Origin of the sequence: Gordonia crocea, from assembly GCF_009932435.1 — a bacterium.
GTDB lineage: Bacteria > Actinomycetota > Actinomycetes > Mycobacteriales > Mycobacteriaceae > Gordonia > Gordonia crocea.
In genome coordinates, this window is sequence record NZ_BJOU01000001.1 from 2,302,443 (window position 1) to 2,317,369 (window position 14,927).

Sequence of the window (14,927 nt, forward strand, 5' to 3'; positions counted from 1 at the left end):
CGCCATCGCGGGAACTATTCGGGCACCGGTGGGCGTTGAGGGGTTTGTACGCACTCGAACCCAGGAGGCCGCCCATGACGACTAAGTCCGCTGTTCGCCCCGCTCTGACCGAATCGGACCTCGATGCGCAATCGCCATCAGCCGACTTGGTGCGCGTCTATCTCAACGGCATCGGCCGTACCGCACTCCTGAACGCCGAAGAAGAAGTCGAACTCGCCAAACAGATCGAGGCCGGGCTGTATGCCAAGCACCTGCTGGCCACCCGCCCCCGACTCGGCCCGGCCCGCAAGCGCGATCTGACCGAGGTCGCCCGCCAGGGCGACCAGGCCCGGGCCCACCTATTGGAGGCGAACCTGCGCCTCGTCGTGTCGCTGGCCAAGCGCTACACCGGTCGCGGGATGCCGCTGCTGGACCTCATCCAGGAGGGGAACCTGGGTCTGATCCGCGCGATGGAGAAGTTCGACTACGCCAAGGGCTTCAAGTTCTCCACCTACGCCACCTGGTGGATCCGTCAGGCGATCACCCGCGGCATGGCCGACCAGAGCCGGACCATCCGCCTGCCCGTCCACCTCGTCGAGCAGGTCAACAAGCTCGCCCGCATCAAGCGCGAGTTGCACCAGCAGCTCGGCCGCGAGGCCACCGACGACGAGTTGGCCGCCGAGTCGGGCATCCCGGCGGAGAAGATCGCCGATCTGCTCGACCACAGCCGCGACCCGGTGAGCCTGGACATGCCGGTCGGCACCGACGAGGAGGCGCCGCTCGGCGACTTCATCGAGGACACCGAGGCCACCTCGGCCGAGAATGTCGTTATCGCCGGACTGCTGCACTCCGACATCCGCAGCGTGCTCGCCACCCTCGACGACCGCGAGCAGCAGGTGATCCGGATGCGTTACGGCCTTGACGACGGCCAGCCGCGCACGCTCGACCAGATCGGCCGGGCATTCGGACTGTCCCGCGAGCGGGTCCGCCAGATCGAGCGCGAGGTCATGGTGAAGCTGCGCGCCGGCGATCGTGCCGAGCGTCTGCGCGCCTACGCCGTCTGACCGACCGTCAATCCCCCAGCCGCCTCGGCCCGGTGTCCATCCCCCGTGACACCGGGCCGATCGACATCTGGGCGTTGAGCACGCGGGCGCCGTCACCGGAGGCGAGGATCTGGTCCAAGACGACCTCGCGCACCTCGGGAATGTCCTCGACGAGGAACGACACCCGCATCAGCAAGTCGGCGAGCGCCTCGAGGTCGACCGGCGCCTGGCCCTGGTATCCGGTCAGCAGCGCCGCCGAGCGCGGTGCGGCCACCAGTTCCCGCGCATCCAAGTCGGTCAGCGGCAAGGCCCGGTAGGCCGCATCGTCGAGCAACTCGAAGGTGTATCCGGCCAGACCGAAGGAGACCAGACTGCCGAACCGCGGGTGCGTGGCGGCCCGGATCATGGTCGCCACCCCCTTGGGAGCCATGCGCTGCACGTGCAGGACGTCGTCACCGGTGAGGTCGGTCAGCTCGGCGTAGGCCGTGACCACCGACGTGGCGTCCGGCAGGTCCAGCCGGGTGCCCTCCCGGTCGGGACGCCCCCGCCACAGCGGTGACACCGCCTTGACCGCCACCGGGAACCCGAGATCTCGGGCCGCCGAGGAGGCCTCGTGGATGGACCGCACCTCGATGAACGGCACCACGTCGATCCCGTACCCGGCGAGCAGTTCGGCGGTGGCCACGGCCCCGAGTTCCACCGTTTCGTTGTCGTTCTCGGCGAGGAGCTCCAAGATCCGCGCGCGCACCGGTTCTGGATCCGTCCCGGCCGGCCGGGTCGCACTCGACTCCGGCCGCTGCCGCCACGCGTGGTAGCGCCAGGCCCGGGCCAGGGCGGCCGCGGCGCGTTCCGGGCTGAGGAAGCTCGGAATGGACCCGCGCCCGGGGGTACCGGGCGCCCCGTTGTGCGACGGCGGGGTGAGCAGTCCCTCACTGCCGAGGAAGGTGGACACCACCGGCTTCGCCGACCCCGCGCACGCCGTCAGCAACTCGGCGGCATACTCGTCGGCCTCGACCGCCACCGGCGGGACGAACACCGCGATCACCGCGTCGCACGCGTCGCCGTTCACCGCATCAGACACCGCCGCGCTGAACTGCTGGGCCGACGCCGCGGGACCGACGTCGACCGTGGCGACCACGTCGAGGCCCAGCCCGGCGCCGACCGTGGCCGCGAGTCCGGCCAGGGCCGAGGAGTTGCCGACGATCGTGGTCCGCGGCCCCGCCGGAAGCGGCTGATACGCCAGCAGCGCCCCGGCATCGAAGAGCTCGGAGATGGTGCCGACGCCGATGACCCCGGCCTGCTCGAAAACCATCTGCGCGACGCGGTCGTCGCCGGCGGCCGGCGTGTTGACCGCGACGATGGGTTTCGACCGCGACAACCGACGGGCGATTCGCGAGAACTTGCGCGGGTTGCCGAAGGTCTCCAGGTACAGCAGCACCACGTCGGTGGAATCGTCGGAGTCCCAGTACTGGAGCACGTCGTTGCCGGACACGTCGGCCCGGTTGCCGGCCGACACGAAGGTCGACAAGCCGATCTGGCGCCGCGCGGCGGCGTCGAGGATCGCGATGCCCAACGTGCCCGACTGGCAGAAGAAACCGACCCGACCGGCGTCGGGGACCCGCGGCGCGAGCGTCGCGTTCAACGACACGGTCGGGTCGTTGTTGACCACACCCAGCGCGTTCGGGCCGACCAGCCGCATCCCGTGCTCCCGCACGGCGGCGACGAGGCGGCGCTGGTTCTCCTGCCCCGCCTCGCCGGACTCGGCGAACCCGGCGGAGACCACGACGAGGGTTTTGACGCCCTTGGCCAGACAGTCGTCGAGCACGTCGTCGACGATGGCCGCGGGGACGGCCACCACGGCCAGGTCGACGGGGTCGGGGATGTCGCGGACGGTCGGATAGGCACGGATCCCCAACACCGACGGGGTGCGCGCCGGGCCGGGCTCCGCCGGTTCCGCGTCGGCCGCCGCGTGCTGCCCCGGGCCGTTTACCGGGTAGACCGGCCCGGTGAACCCCGCCGACATGATGTTGGCGAGGAGGGCGTTACCCACCTTCCGCCGGTCCGACGAGGCGCCGATGACGGCCACCGACGTCGGTCGGACGAGGTTCGCGATGCTGCGGGCCTCCGAGGCGCGCTCGCGCCCGTTGCGGACCGACAACAGCGCCTCGGTGGGATCGATGAGGAACTCCACGTGGACGTTGGAACCGTCGAAGCTGCGGCTGAGCTGGTACCCGGCATCGCGGAAGACGGTCACCATGTTGGCGTTCTCGGCGAGGACCTCCGCCTCGAACCGGGTGAAGCCGTTCTCCGCGGCCGCACCGGCGAGGTGTTCGAGCAGGATCGGCCCCAGGCCGCGGCCCTGGTGGGCGTCGTCGACGACGAAGGCGACCTCGGCCGAGTGCGGCTTTCCCGCCGCGGCCAGGCCCTCGTACACGCCGATCGCGATGATCTTGCCGCCCAACAGTGCGACGAGCGCGACCCGGTCGCGGTAGTCGACCGTCGTCATCCGCGCGACCTCGCGCGGCGGCAGCGTCGGGGTCGGCCCGAAGTAGCGCATGTAGCGGGTCCGCTCGGACAGTCCCGCGTGGAACTCGACGACGTCGTCCGCGTCGTCGGGGACGATGGGCCGGATGTGGACGACGCCGCCGTCGGAGGCCAGGACGTCGGCGGCCCACTCCCGCGGGTATTCCCACCGCTGGCGGGAGTCGGGAGCCTGGTCCGCGGGTGCGGGATCAGTCACGGGGGTCCTCCGGATCGAGGCCGTGCAGCGGGAACACCGCCCGGCGGGTGGCCAGAATCGTACGGTCGGTCTGTCGGAAGGCGCGCTCGTCGACGCCCGTCGGCGGGTCCGCCCCGGCGTTCCCGTCCCACGGGGTGAAGTCGACCGAACCACCGTCCCCCATGACGCCGATCGGCTCGGCGGTGTATTCCGGCGCGACCGTGGCGGCGATGCGGTGTGCGTCGGCCATCCAGGCCTCGCCGATGACGCGCGTCGGATCGATGTCGCGGCCGAGGGCCGCGGCGATGAGGTGCGTCCAGATCCGGGGTACCACGTTGACCACCCCGTAGCCGCCGCCGCCGACCGCCAACCACCGGCCCTCGCAGTACCTGTCGGCCAAGTCGCGCATGGCCAGAATCGCGGCGCGCTGACCGTCGACGGTGAGGCTCAGGTCGGTGAGCGGATCGGCCGAGTGGCTGTCGGCGCCGCACTGGCTGACGATGATCTGCGGCTTGAACTCCCTGATCAGCGACGGGACCACCGCGTGGAACGCCCGCAACCACAGGGAGTCCACGATGCCCGGCATGAGGGCCACGTTGGCCGCGGAACCCGCCGCATCCGCGCCACCGACCTCGGTGGGCCAACCCGTCCCGGGCCACAGGGTCGCCGGGTGCTGGTGCAGGGAGACGGTGAGGACCCGCGGATCATTGGTGAACGCGCGCTCGACGCCGTCACCGTGGTGGGCGTCGATGTCGATGTAGGCGATGCGGTCGAAGCCGTGGTCGAGCAACCAGTCGATGGCGATCGCGCAGTCGTTGTACACGCAGAACCCGGCGGCGCGCGACGCCATCGCGTGGTGCATGCCGCCGCCGATGTTCACCGCGCGCCGCACCCGGCCCGAGGCGATGGCCTCAGCGGCCGCGATCGAGCCCCCGACCAGCATCCGCGCGGCTTCATGCATCCCGGGGAAGATCGGGTTGTCCATGTCGCCGAGGCCGTACACCTGCTCGTAGAGGCTGCGGTTCGAGCCGCCGTCGGGCCCGCCGACCGCGCGGACCGCGTCGATGTAGTGCTGGGTGTGCACCACGGTCAGGGAGGTGTCGTCGATGGCGAGTGGCGGCACCGGGTCGATTCCGTCGAGGACGCCCAGCGAAGACGCCAGACTCATCGTGAGGACCAGGCGCACCGGGTTCATCGGGTGTTCGCGGGCCCAGCGGTATGCCTCGAAGCCATCGCTCCAAATCACCGCTCCCGCTGTCATGTCCGGCACAATGATCAGGCTAGCCCGTGCGCGTCACATCGCCGACCGCTTGTGGTTTCACGGTAGGGTTGCGGGTAGCACGAGCGGGGATGAAAGGGTGCAGGGATTCACGTGAATGATCTTGTCGACACCACCGAGATGTATCTGCGGACGATCTACGACCTCGAGGAAGAGGGAATCGTTCCGTTGCGGGCACGGATCGCCGAGCGGTTGGAGCAGAGTGGCCCGACCGTGTCGCAGACCGTCGCACGCATGGAACGCGACGGCCTGGTGCGCGTCGCCGGTGACCGCCATCTGGAGCTGACCGACAAGGGTCGGGATCTCGCGATCGCGGTGATGCGCAAGCACCGCCTCGCCGAGCGGTTGCTCGTCGACGTCATCGGCCTCCCCTGGGACGAGGTCCACGACGAGGCGTGCCGCTGGGAACACGTCATGAGCGAGAACGTCGAACGGCGGATCCTCGCCGTCCTCGACAACCCGACGACGTCGCCGTACGGCAACCCGATCCCGGGTCTGGAACTCCTCGGCGCCGAGGCCAAGCCGGTCGACGACCACGCCGTCCGGATGGCCGAACTGACCGAGTCCGGCCCCCAGGCGGTCGTCATCCGCCGGCTCTCCGAGCACGCGCAGTCCGACCAGGACCTGATCGTGACGCTGCGCGAGGTCGGGATCGTGCCGAACGCGCGCGTCACGGTGACCCGCAAGGACCGGACGTTCGTGGTCACCACCCCCGGCCACGACGGCCTCGAACTCCCCGAGGACATGGCGCACTCGATCTTCGTCGAGAAGGCCTGAGCCGCTCCCGCGCCGCTTCGCCGCGTATGCCGTTCGATCAGATCGAGCGGTATGGCGAGAGCGTGGGCAGGTCGACGCCGAGTCCGGCCGCGGCCGCATACGACTCGCCGAGGATCTCCCAGAGCATCGACGGGTGTACCCCACCGACGAGGGCGGAGTTGAGCAATCCCGCCAAGCGCCAGTCCGGGCACTCGGTCAGGGCGACGTCAAGCGCGACGCCGGCGTAGGCGCCCTCGCCCCCGAGGTAGTACAGGTGGGCCAGCATCGTGGCGGCACTCGCGCGCACCTTTCCCCGACTGCGCCGGGCGAGTTCGCGCCACGCGGCTTCGGCGGTGAACCGGTGTTCTCCCCCGGCCAGAGCGAGGAGCGCGTCCCGTACCCCGAGGGTCGTCACCGCGCGGCCCAACAGTGACACGGTCGCACAGGTCATCTCGGGTGCCGCCGGGCCGGTGAGCAGGCGCAGCGCCTTGCGGAGCAGTTTGGCCTCCGCGGTCGGCGTCGTCGCTCGGCGCGGTGACCGGCGCTTGCCGTCGCAGCCGGCGTCGGTGCAGTGCGCGACCGGGGTCAGCGAGTCGGCGATCTCGGCCCGGCTGGCCAATACCACCCGACCCGTGCGCAGCGACCGCTCCAGGGCCACCGGCGACGCCTGCGGGTCGTCGAGCACGCCCCACCCGAAGCCGGCCTCCGCCGGGTCGCACCGGTGTGCCCCGCGCGGTCCCGGCCCGCCGAGGTCCCACCACAGCGCGTGCCACGGCTCCCCCGCCGCGAACCGGCTGACCGCGAATCCCGCGCAGACGCCGTCGGGTACCCCGGCCTCCCGCAGCACCGTGTCGACCTGTGCGCAGACCCGCCGGTAGACCGGCGAGAACTCCGGGTATCGGTCGTCGACGATGGCGACCACCACGCCCATCACACCGTCGCGCTCGCACACCTGCCCGATCGTCGCGATCGTCGCGTGCATATCCGACGTCGGGTCACCGGCGCGGTCGAGCAACAGGTCGTGTCTGGCGGTCACCGCGATCGAGGAGTCGGCGTCAAAAGCGATCACCACCAAGGACTGTTCGGGGAGGAATCCCAGCAGTCCGGGAATCGCGGTGAGGAGGCTGGTGGTGTCCAGGGACAGGGTCGGCACGTTGTTCGTCATGCCAACTGAGACGCAGCCGGCGGCGATCCGGTTCCCCCCGACCGCGCGCGACCGGGCGCGGGTCCGCTAGCGCAGGCCCTCGGCCGCAGCCGCGGTGAACAGCCTGACCAGCGCGGGATCGACTGCGTCGGCGTCGGCGTCGCCGGCGATCCGACGCGTCGCATAGACCCGGATGTTCCCGCGTTGGGCGACCAACAGGGTGGTGGCCACCCCCGGGGACGATTCCAGGCGGACGTATCCGAACACCCGCGCGCCCGACACCGCGGGCACATCGTCGAGGACCCGCTGGTCGATGGCGACGGGGACGGCCGAGTGGCGGGTGTAGTGCCGGCAGCGGGTCACCGTGGCGGCCAGGTCGTCAAGCCGGTCCCCGGTGCGCGTGATCACCGTCGTGTAGGCGGGCGGTGGCGCGCCGGGTGCCGGTGCCCGGCCGAATGCGGTCTGCACCGCGGTGTCGGTCGCCAGTGGCGAGATCGGTTGCGGTGCGCAATCGGGCGGGTCGATCTGCGCACCCACAGGTAGACCGGAGATGTCGCCGACGATGGCCGAGAGTTGCGCGGGCGGAATCGTGGTGACCTCGGCGCCGGGCTCGACCGGAAAGGCCGAGGCCGCCACGCTGCGGTGCGCCATGGAATCGACGGGGTCGCCGTCGACGGCGCACGCACCCACCGCCGCCACCGCGAGAACCGCCGCCGCGGCACCCAGGGCACGCCGCGTCCCATCAGTCACTTCTGCCACATTCTTCACTGTGCCATTCGGCGCCGGGGAATGCCAGCCCGCCGCACGGCGTTGATCGCGGTATGAGTCCCGGTCACGGATCTGGGACAATCGACTAACCGCCTTCAAAGGAGGACGAATGGGTTTCGAGCCCGCCGAGCACAGCTCGCTCTACGAGCTGGAATTCCCCGCACCCCGCGTCGCCGAAGACGCCGGTGTGGGACCCGTGTTGATCCACGCCCTTGACGGCTTCGCCGACGCCGGCAACGCCGTCGCGGTGGCCGCACGGCATCTGCGCGACAGCCTCGACTCCGAGCTGGTCGCCACATTCCACACCGACGAGCTCGTCGACTACCGGACGCGCCGTCCCGTCATGGACTTCTCCGGCCAGGCCTTCACCGGCGTCGAGATGCCGTCGCTGACCGTGCACGCCATCCGCGACAACGCCGGTGTGCCCTTCCTGCTGCTCTCCGGCGTCGAGCCGGATCTGCGGTGGGAGCAGTTCACCGCCGCGGTCCGCGGTCTGTCGGACCGCTTCGGCGTCAGCGACGTCATCGGCCTCAACGCCATCCCGATGGCCGTCCCGCACACGCGCCCGTCGACGATCACCGCCCACGGCAGCGACGTGGAGTACCTCGGCGACCTGCCGCGGTGGGGATCACCGATGAAACTGCCCGGCAGCGCCTCGATGATGCTGGAGCTGCGCCTCTCCGAGCACGGGTACCGGACCTCCGGGATCTCGGTGCACGTGCCTCACTACCTGGCGCAGTCGACCTATCCGGCCGCCGCCTCCCGGTTGCTGAGCACGTTGGCCGGCCTGACGTCGCTGGACCTGCCGACGAAGGCCCTCGACAGCGCCGCCGAGGCACTGCGGGTGCAGATCGACAGCGAACTGGCCAACAACGGCGAGATCGCCTCGGTGGTGGCCGCACTGGAGTCGCAGTACGACGCCTACACCCAGGCGCAGGAACAGCAGGTCTCGCTCCTCGCCGCGGATGAGCCGCTCCCCAGCGCCGACGAGATCGGCGACGAGTTCCAGCGCTACCTGGCCGAACAGGCCCAGCAGGCCGACGAGGACGGCGACGGCGGCGACGGCCCGGCCACCGCGTGACCGAACCCCTCGGCACTGATCCGGCACCGCTTCGGGTCAGTGCCGATCCGTCGGTCGCCTACGACGAGTTCGAGCAGTGGGCCTCCGGGACCGGTCTCGAGCTCTACCCGCACCAGGCCGAGGCGCTTCTGGAGCTGGCCGCCGGCAGCCACGTGATCCTGGCGACCCCCACCGGGTCGGGCAAATCCCTCGTCGCCTCCGGCGCCATCGCCTTTGCCCGCGCCCGGGGCGAGCGCGCCTTCTACACCGCCCCGATCAAGGCGCTGGTCAGCGAGAAGTTCTTCGCGCTGTGCGACGTCTTCGGCCCCGAGCAGGTCGGCTTGGCGACCGGTGACGCGACGGTCAACCCCGACGCGCCGATCATCTGCGCGACCGCCGAGGTCGTGGCGAACATCGCCTTGCGCGAAGGGCCCGAGTCCAGCATCGGCCTGTTGGTCGCCGACGAGTTCCACTATTACGGCGACCCCGACCGCGGGTGGGCCTGGCAGGTGCCGCTCATCGAGTTGCCGCGCACCCAATTCCTCCTGATGTCGGCCACCCTCGGCGACGTCGGGTTCTTCGTCGACGACCTGCAGAAGCGGACCGGTCGCGACACCGCGGCCGTCACCGACGCCGCCCGACCGGTCCCGTTGGAGTTCGACTACACCCTGACCCCGATCCACGAGACGATCGAGAACCTCGTCGCCGACGGGAAAGCGCCCGTCTACGTCGTCCATTTCACCCAGGCCGCCGCGGTCGAACGGGCACAGGCCCTACTCAGCGCGACCATCGCCGACAAAGAGACGAAGGCCGCGATCGCCGAGGCGATCGGCGACTTCCGTTTCGGCACCGGTTTCGGCAAGACCCTGTCCAAACTCCTGCGGTCGGGCATCGGCGTGCACCACGCGGGGATGCTCCCGCGGTACCGACGGCTGGTGGAACGGCTCGCCCAGCAGGGACTGCTGCGCGTCGTCGCGGGCACCGACACCCTGGGTGTCGGGATCAACGTCCCGATCCGGACGGTCTTGTTCGCGTCGTTGAGCAAGTACGACGGGCGACGGGTGCGCCGATTGAGGGCCCGCGAGTTCCACCAGATCGCCGGTCGTGCGGGCCGGGCCGGGTTCGACACCGTCGGCTATGTCGTCGCACAGGCACCGGAGCACGACGTGGAGAACGCGCGTGCGGTGGCCAAGGCCGGCAGCGATCCGAAGAAGCTGCGCAAAATCGTGCGCCGCCGCCCACCGGAGGGATTCGTCTCATGGGGGGAGAAGACCTTCGAGTCATTGACCACCGCCGACGACGAGCCGCTGCGCTCACATTTCCAGGTGACCACGGCCATGTTGATGGAAGTGGTCTCGCGGCCCGGCGACTGCTTCGCCGCCCTGCGCCACCTGCTCGAGGGCAACCATGAACCGCGGTCCCGGCAGTTGTCGCACATCCGGCACACGATCGCGCTCTACCGCGACCTGCTGGACACCGGAATCGTGACGCGCCTGCCCTCCCCCGATGCCGACGGCAAGGGCATCGCGCTCTCGGTCGACGTTCCTGCCAACTTTGCGCTGACCAATCCGCTCTCCGCCTTTGCCCTGGCCGCCTTCGACCTGCTCGACGACCAAGACCCCGGCTACGTCCTCGACATCGTCTCGTTGATCGAGGCCACCCTCGACGATCCCCGCCCGGTCCTGGTGGCCCAGCGCAAGGCGGCGCGCGACACCGCGATGGCCGAGTTCAAAGCGGCCGGGATGGAATACGAGGAGCGCATGGCCCGCCTCGACGAGGTCACCTGGCCACAACCGTTGCGCGACACCGTGACCGAGGCCTTTGCCATTTACCGGCGCGGTCATCCGTGGGTCTCGTCGACTCCACCGTCGCCGAAATCGGTGCTGCGCGAGATGCTCGAGGCGGACATGACCTTCAACGAGTTCATCGCCCGCCACGGGTTGGCGCGAAGCGAAGGCGTGGTGCTGCGGTATCTCTCCGACTGCTATCGAGTGCTGCGCAGTGGACTCCCCCAGGCGCTGCTGGACAATCCCGGTCTCGCCGAGATCACCGACAACCTCGCCGAGATGATCCGCGACACCGACTCGAGCCTGCTCGACGAGTGGTCCGCGCTGGCCGGACCGCCCGGCTAGACGCAGCGGAAGTTCTTGGTGCTCCAGTACAGTGCGTTCGGCGCGTCCGGGCGCTGCGTGGCGTACGCCTCGTCACGGATGTAGTTGGGTCCGGTCGCCAGGCTCACGACCCCCGCCTTGTTGCGCACCACGGTCATCACGACGATGCAGCCGGTGCCACCGCGCTTGGGGTTGAAGGCCCTGGCCATCTCGCTGTTGTACGCCGCCGGATCCCACCAGCTGAACCGCGTCCACGTGCCGTCCTCGTGGAACTGGCGCGTCTGCGCCCGGTTGAGCAGGAATCCCTGCCACCAGGCTCCCGTGGTACTCGTACCGGTGATCGGCGTCGGGTAATTCGCCGTGTAACGCGGTGCGGCGTCGGCGTCACCCGACCCGACGACGGCGACCGCGACGGCTGCCGCCGCGGTGATGGTGGCCAACGCTGCCCTGCCAAGGTGGTGCATGGAGATCCCTCGTCGTCGAAATGTGTCCGCCACCACTCTAAGCAATGGGCGCCCGCCCCCGGCGCACCCCCTGGGCTTGCCCCGGCACCGTGTCGGGCGCCGGCCGGATTCCGACCCCCGGAGACGCCGCGACGATGACATCCCGCAGCAACGCAGCAAAGCGCGCGTAAGCCTGTGCGCGACCAGCCGATTCGCGGTAGACCAGACCGATGCGGCGGCCCGGCCGAGGCGCCGCGAAGGTCGCCGTCGCGAGCCGACCACCGGCGGTCTCCGCGTCGACCGCGGTCGCCGGGATCAGCGTGACGCCGAGTCCACCCTCGACGCATTGCACCGCCGTGGCCAGCGAGGCGGCCCGGGTCTGGCCGAGGTCGGGCCGGAAACCCGCCAGTTGGCAGACCTCCAGCGCCTGGTCCCGCATACAGTGGCCCTCGTCGAGCAGCAGGAGCGGCAACTCCGCCATCGCGGCGGGGTCGACCCGCTTGCGGCCGGCCAGCCGATGGCCCGCGGGGAGCGCGAGGACGAAATCCTCGTCGTACATCGGCACCTCGGCGGTCCCCGGCGCCTCGGCGGGCAGGGCCAGGACGGCCAAGTCGATGGTGCCGTCGCGGAGTTGGGCGAGTAGACGCGCGGTCTGGTCCTCGACGACCTGCAATCTCAGAATCGGGAGTTCGACGGCGACACCGGCCAGGATCGCCGGCAGGACGTAGGGGGCGACGGTGGGGATCAGTCCGAGCCGCAGCGCACCCTGCAGCGGATCCTCGGCGCCGCGCGCGGCCAACGTCAGCTCATCCATCGCCCGCACCACCGCGACCGCTTTCGGCAGGAGTTCTTCGCCCTCCGATGTCAAGAAGACACGCCGCGTTGTCCGCTCCACCAGTCGCATGCCCAGACCAGCCTCCAGCGTCGCCAGCGCCTGGGACAACGCCGGTTGACTGATCCCCAATTCCGTTGCGGCACTGCCGAAGTGGAGCTTTCTGGCCACGGTGACGAAAGCACGCAGGCCGGCCGGAGAGGGCTGATAACTTTCATCGGTCATGCCTATCAATATAGTGCTAACAATCACGTAGACCTTTCAGGCTTCGACGACGACAATGGAAGTCAGCGAAATCCGCCCCCAACGAAACGAAGGATTCTGATGGCACTCTTGACGATCGGCGACCAGTTCCCCGCCTACAACCTCACCGCGGTGATCGGTGGCGACCTTTCGGCTGTCGACGCCCAGCAGCCCGACGACTACTTCACCCAGGTCTCCAGCGACGACTACGCCGGCAAGTGGCGGATCGTGTTCTTCTGGCCGAAGGACTTCACCTTCGTCTGCCCCACCGAGATCGCCGCTTTCGGCAAGCTCAACGACGAGTTCGCCGACCGCGACACCCATGTGCTGGGCGCCTCGGTGGACAGCGAGTTCGTCCACTTCCAGTGGCGCGCACAGCACGAGGACCTCAAGACCCTCCCCTTCCCCATGCTCAGCGACCTCAAGCGCGAGCTGGTGGAGGCCACCGGTGTGCTCAACGCCGATGGCGTCGCCGACCGCGCGACCTTCATCATCGACCCGAACAACGAGATCCAGTTCGTGTCGGTGACCGCCGGTTCGGTCGGCCGCAACGTCGACGAGGTGCTCCGCGTCCTCGACGCCCTGCAGTCCGACGAGTTGTGCGCCTGCAACTGGCGCAAGGGTGACCCGACGATCGCCGCCGGCGAGCTGATGAGCGCGAGCGTCTGATACCGATGAGCATCGACAACCTCAAGGAAGCCCTTCCCGAGTACGCGAAGGACCTCAAACTCAACCTCGGCACCCTCAGCCGCACCACCGAGCTCACCGAGCAGCAGTTGTGGGGCACGTTCCTGGCCGCCGCCGTGGCGACCGGTAACGCCACGGTGCTGGCCGAGATCAGCGAAGAGGCCGCCGACGTCCTGTCCGGCGAGGCCTACAACGCCGCCCTCGGCGCCGCATCGATCATGGGCATGAACAATATCGCCTACCGCGCCAAGAGCTTCCTCGGCGCCGAGTACGGCGAGGTCCGCATGGGCCTGCGCATGAACATCATCGGCAACCCCGGGGTGGAGAAGGTCGACTTCGAACTCTGGAGCCTGGCCGTATCGACCATCAACGGCTGTCATGACTGCACCGCGGCACATGCCGACGTGGTGCGCAAGGCAGGCCTGACCAAAGAGCAGGTCTGGGAGGCCGTCAAGGTCGCCGCGACCGTCAACGGTGTCGCCGCCGCCCTCACCGCCAAGAGCGCACTGAGCTAGGCACACCGGACAATCGACACTGCCCCGGTCCCGCGCAATCCGCGGAGCCGGGGCAGCGTTGTTTCGTCAGAGCTGCTCGAGCACGCCGCCGAAGCGATCCGCCATGTCGCGCACCTGCTCGGTGGTCATCACGAAAGACGGCGACACCTGCAGGGCGCCCTGGCCGGCCGCCCGGGTGACCACGCCGGCCCGGCGCAGATGCGCCACCGCGGTCGGCGCCTGCGCGGGATCGGCGAGCTGGACCGCGGTGACCGCCCCCAGCCCCGTCCGCACCTCCGCGACGGCGTCGAGGCCGGCCAGCGGCGAAAAGGCCTCTGCCAACTCGCCTTCCAACGCACTCGCGCGCTGCAGCAGGTTCTCCCGCTCGAGGATGTCCAGGTTGGCCAGCGCCGCGGCAGCCGCGCCGGCATGACCGCCGTAGGTGTAGCCGTGCCGCCACCACACGCCGCCGCCGAAGAACGGGTCGGCGAGGTGCGGAGCGATGAACACCGCCCCCATCGGAACGTAGCCCGAGGTCAGCCCCTTGGCGGTGGTGATCATGTCCGGGGCCAGGTCGAACCGCGACGAGGCAAACCACTCCTGGGCTCCACCGCGGCCAAAGCCGGTGACCACCTCGTCGGCGACGAACAGGATCCCGTGGTCGCGGCAGATGCCGCGGACCTCGTCGAGGTAGCCATCGGGCGGCAGGTACACCCCGCCGGCCCCGATGATCGGCTCGCAGAAGAAGGCGGCGATGCGCTCGGCGCCGATGCGCTCGATCAGACCCAGCAGACTCTTGGCGTCGTCCCAGGCGATCGACTCGACTCCGGGCATCAGCTCGCCGTAACCCTCGCCGTTCGCCGGAATCCCCGCCAACGACGTCCCCGCCACGTGCATGCCGTGATAGGCCTTCGACCGGCCGACCATGATCGTGCGGTCCGGTTGGCCGACCTCGTGCCAGTAGCGCCGGGCCAGTTTGGCCGCCGTCTCCACCGCGTCGCTACCGCCCGAGGTGAAAAAGATCTTGCTGCCCGCAACCGGCGCGATCGCCGCCAGGCGTTCCGCCAACTCGATCGACACATCGGCGGCGTGGTCGCCGAACCCGGAGAAGTGGGCGAGCTTGCCCAACTGGGCGGCCACCGCGTCGGCGATCTCGGTACGACCGTGCCCGACGTTGGTGAACCACAGACCCGCCGTCGCGTCGATATACCTGTTGTCCTCGGCATCGAAGACATAGGCGCCTTCGCCGCGGGTGAGGACGAACGGGCCGTTCTTCACAACCGAAGCCATGTCGGCGAAACCGTGCCAGAGCGAATACGTCATACCCCCATCATGGCCGACGCGGACTCCGCGAGTCCGCCGGGTGGGC

The 14,927-nt window shown here is 69.7% G+C and carries 13 protein-coding genes; 6 read left to right on the forward strand and 7 right to left on the reverse strand.

All coding sequences use genetic code 11. From position 1 onward, the window contains the following. Nucleotides 1-74: 74 nt before the first annotated feature. Nucleotides 75-1,043 (forward strand): sigma-70 family RNA polymerase sigma factor, encoded by a 969-nt coding sequence (locus nbrcactino_RS10895; protein ID WP_161927366.1) that lies wholly within the window; start codon nt 75-77, stop codon nt 1,041-1,043. 7 nt (nt 1,044-1,050) lie between these two features. Here nbrcactino_RS10895 and nbrcactino_RS10900 read toward each other — a convergent pair whose 3' ends face one another. Both nbrcactino_RS10900 and nbrcactino_RS10905 read right to left on the reverse strand, forming a co-directional pair. Next, entirely contained in the window at nt 1,051-3,762 is a 2,712-nt protein-coding gene (locus nbrcactino_RS10900) for a bifunctional acetate--CoA ligase family protein/GNAT family N-acetyltransferase (RefSeq protein ID WP_228460778.1), read from the reverse strand. Continuing rightward, nucleotides 3,755-5,002 carry an acetoin utilization protein AcuC gene (locus nbrcactino_RS10905; protein WP_161927367.1) on the reverse strand — a complete coding sequence of 416 codons (1,248 nt, stop codon included), beginning with the start codon at nt 5,000-5,002 and terminating at the stop codon, nt 3,755-3,757. The genes nbrcactino_RS10900 and nbrcactino_RS10905 overlap by 8 nt, the downstream gene beginning before the upstream one ends. Nucleotides 5,003-5,113: 111 nt before the next feature. Between nbrcactino_RS10905 and nbrcactino_RS10910 the strand changes: the two genes are divergently transcribed. Then, nucleotides 5,114-5,797 carry an iron-dependent transcriptional repressor DtxR gene (locus tag nbrcactino_RS10910; RefSeq protein ID WP_161927368.1) on the forward strand — a complete coding sequence of 228 codons (684 nt, stop codon included), beginning with the start codon at nt 5,114-5,116 and terminating at the stop codon, nt 5,795-5,797. Nucleotides 5,798-5,834: 37 nt separating this feature from the next. Here nbrcactino_RS10910 and nbrcactino_RS10915 read toward each other — a convergent pair whose 3' ends face one another. Beyond that, complete coding sequence (locus nbrcactino_RS10915; RefSeq protein WP_161927369.1) at nt 5,835-6,941, reverse strand: DUF4192 domain-containing protein; 1,107 nt, start codon at nt 6,939-6,941, stop codon at nt 5,835-5,837. Between the two features lie 66 nt (nt 6,942-7,007). Further along, nucleotides 7,008-7,679, reverse strand: a complete 672-nt coding sequence (locus nbrcactino_RS10920; protein ID WP_161927370.1) for a hypothetical protein — start codon at nt 7,677-7,679, stop codon at nt 7,008-7,010. 118 nt (nt 7,680-7,797) lie between these two features. Between nbrcactino_RS10920 and nbrcactino_RS10925 the strand changes: the two genes are divergently transcribed. Continuing rightward, entirely contained in the window at nt 7,798-8,769 is a 972-nt protein-coding gene (locus tag nbrcactino_RS10925; RefSeq protein ID WP_161927371.1) for a proteasome assembly chaperone family protein, read from the forward strand. Further along, entirely contained in the window at nt 8,766-10,880 is a 2,115-nt protein-coding gene (locus nbrcactino_RS10930; protein ID WP_161927372.1) for a DEAD/DEAH box helicase, read from the forward strand. Before nbrcactino_RS10925 ends, nbrcactino_RS10930 begins: the two co-directional genes overlap by 4 nt. On the opposite strand, the gene nbrcactino_RS10935 is transcribed toward nbrcactino_RS10930, so the two are convergent. Both nbrcactino_RS10935 and nbrcactino_RS10940 read right to left on the reverse strand, forming a co-directional pair. After that, a complete protein-coding gene (locus nbrcactino_RS10935) occupies nt 10,877-11,323 on the reverse strand; it encodes a hypothetical protein (RefSeq protein ID WP_161927373.1) in 447 nt (148 codons plus the stop codon). The genes nbrcactino_RS10930 and nbrcactino_RS10935 overlap by 4 nt on opposite strands. Nucleotides 11,324-11,360: 37 nt before the next feature. Continuing rightward, nucleotides 11,361-12,359 carry a hydrogen peroxide-inducible genes activator gene (locus nbrcactino_RS10940; RefSeq protein WP_161927374.1) on the reverse strand — a complete coding sequence of 333 codons (999 nt, stop codon included), beginning with the start codon at nt 12,357-12,359 and terminating at the stop codon, nt 11,361-11,363. 99 nt (nt 12,360-12,458) lie between these two features. On the opposite strand from nbrcactino_RS10940, the gene nbrcactino_RS10945 reads away from it, so the two are divergent. Continuing rightward, the gene (locus tag nbrcactino_RS10945) at nt 12,459-13,046 is read left to right on the forward strand and encodes a peroxiredoxin (RefSeq protein ID WP_161927375.1); all 588 of its coding nucleotides are present in this window, start codon (nt 12,459-12,461) and stop codon (nt 13,044-13,046) included. A 5-nt stretch (nt 13,047-13,051) separates the two neighbouring features. After that, nucleotides 13,052-13,579, forward strand: coding sequence for an alkylhydroperoxidase, AhpD family (gene ahpD, locus nbrcactino_RS10950; protein ID WP_161927376.1), 528 nt, complete (start codon nt 13,052-13,054; stop codon nt 13,577-13,579). Nucleotides 13,580-13,645: 66 nt separating this feature from the next. Here the strand turns inward: ahpD and nbrcactino_RS10955 are convergent, their stop codons facing one another. Then, on the reverse strand, nt 13,646-14,881 hold the full coding sequence (locus nbrcactino_RS10955) for an aminotransferase family protein (RefSeq protein ID WP_161927377.1): 1,236 nt from the start codon (nt 14,879-14,881) through the stop codon (nt 13,646-13,648). Nucleotides 14,882-14,927 lie beyond the last annotated feature (46 nt).

Bases quoted from the DNA above. Each gene is read 5' to 3' on its own strand.
- nbrcactino_RS10940 (WP_161927374.1), bottom strand. From the start codon at position 12,359: ATGACCGATGAAAGTTATCAGCCCTCTCCGGCCGGCCTGCGTGCTTTC.
- nbrcactino_RS10945 (WP_161927375.1), top strand. From the start codon at position 12,459: ATGGCACTCTTGACGATCGGCGACCAGTTCCCCGCCTACAACCTCACC.
- nbrcactino_RS10905 (WP_161927367.1), bottom strand. From the start codon at position 5,002: ATGACAGCGGGAGCGGTGATTTGGAGCGATGGCTTCGAGGCATACCGC.
- nbrcactino_RS10935 (WP_161927373.1), bottom strand. From the start codon at position 11,323: ATGCACCACCTTGGCAGGGCAGCGTTGGCCACCATCACCGCGGCGGCA.
- nbrcactino_RS10895 (WP_161927366.1), top strand. From the start codon at position 75: ATGACGACTAAGTCCGCTGTTCGCCCCGCTCTGACCGAATCGGACCTC.
- nbrcactino_RS10915 (WP_161927369.1), bottom strand. From the start codon at position 6,941: ATGACGAACAACGTGCCGACCCTGTCCCTGGACACCACCAGCCTCCTC.
- nbrcactino_RS10955 (WP_161927377.1), bottom strand. From the start codon at position 14,881: ATGACGTATTCGCTCTGGCACGGTTTCGCCGACATGGCTTCGGTTGTG.
- nbrcactino_RS10925 (WP_161927371.1), top strand. From the start codon at position 7,798: ATGGGTTTCGAGCCCGCCGAGCACAGCTCGCTCTACGAGCTGGAATTC.
- ahpD (WP_161927376.1), top strand. From the start codon at position 13,052: ATGAGCATCGACAACCTCAAGGAAGCCCTTCCCGAGTACGCGAAGGAC.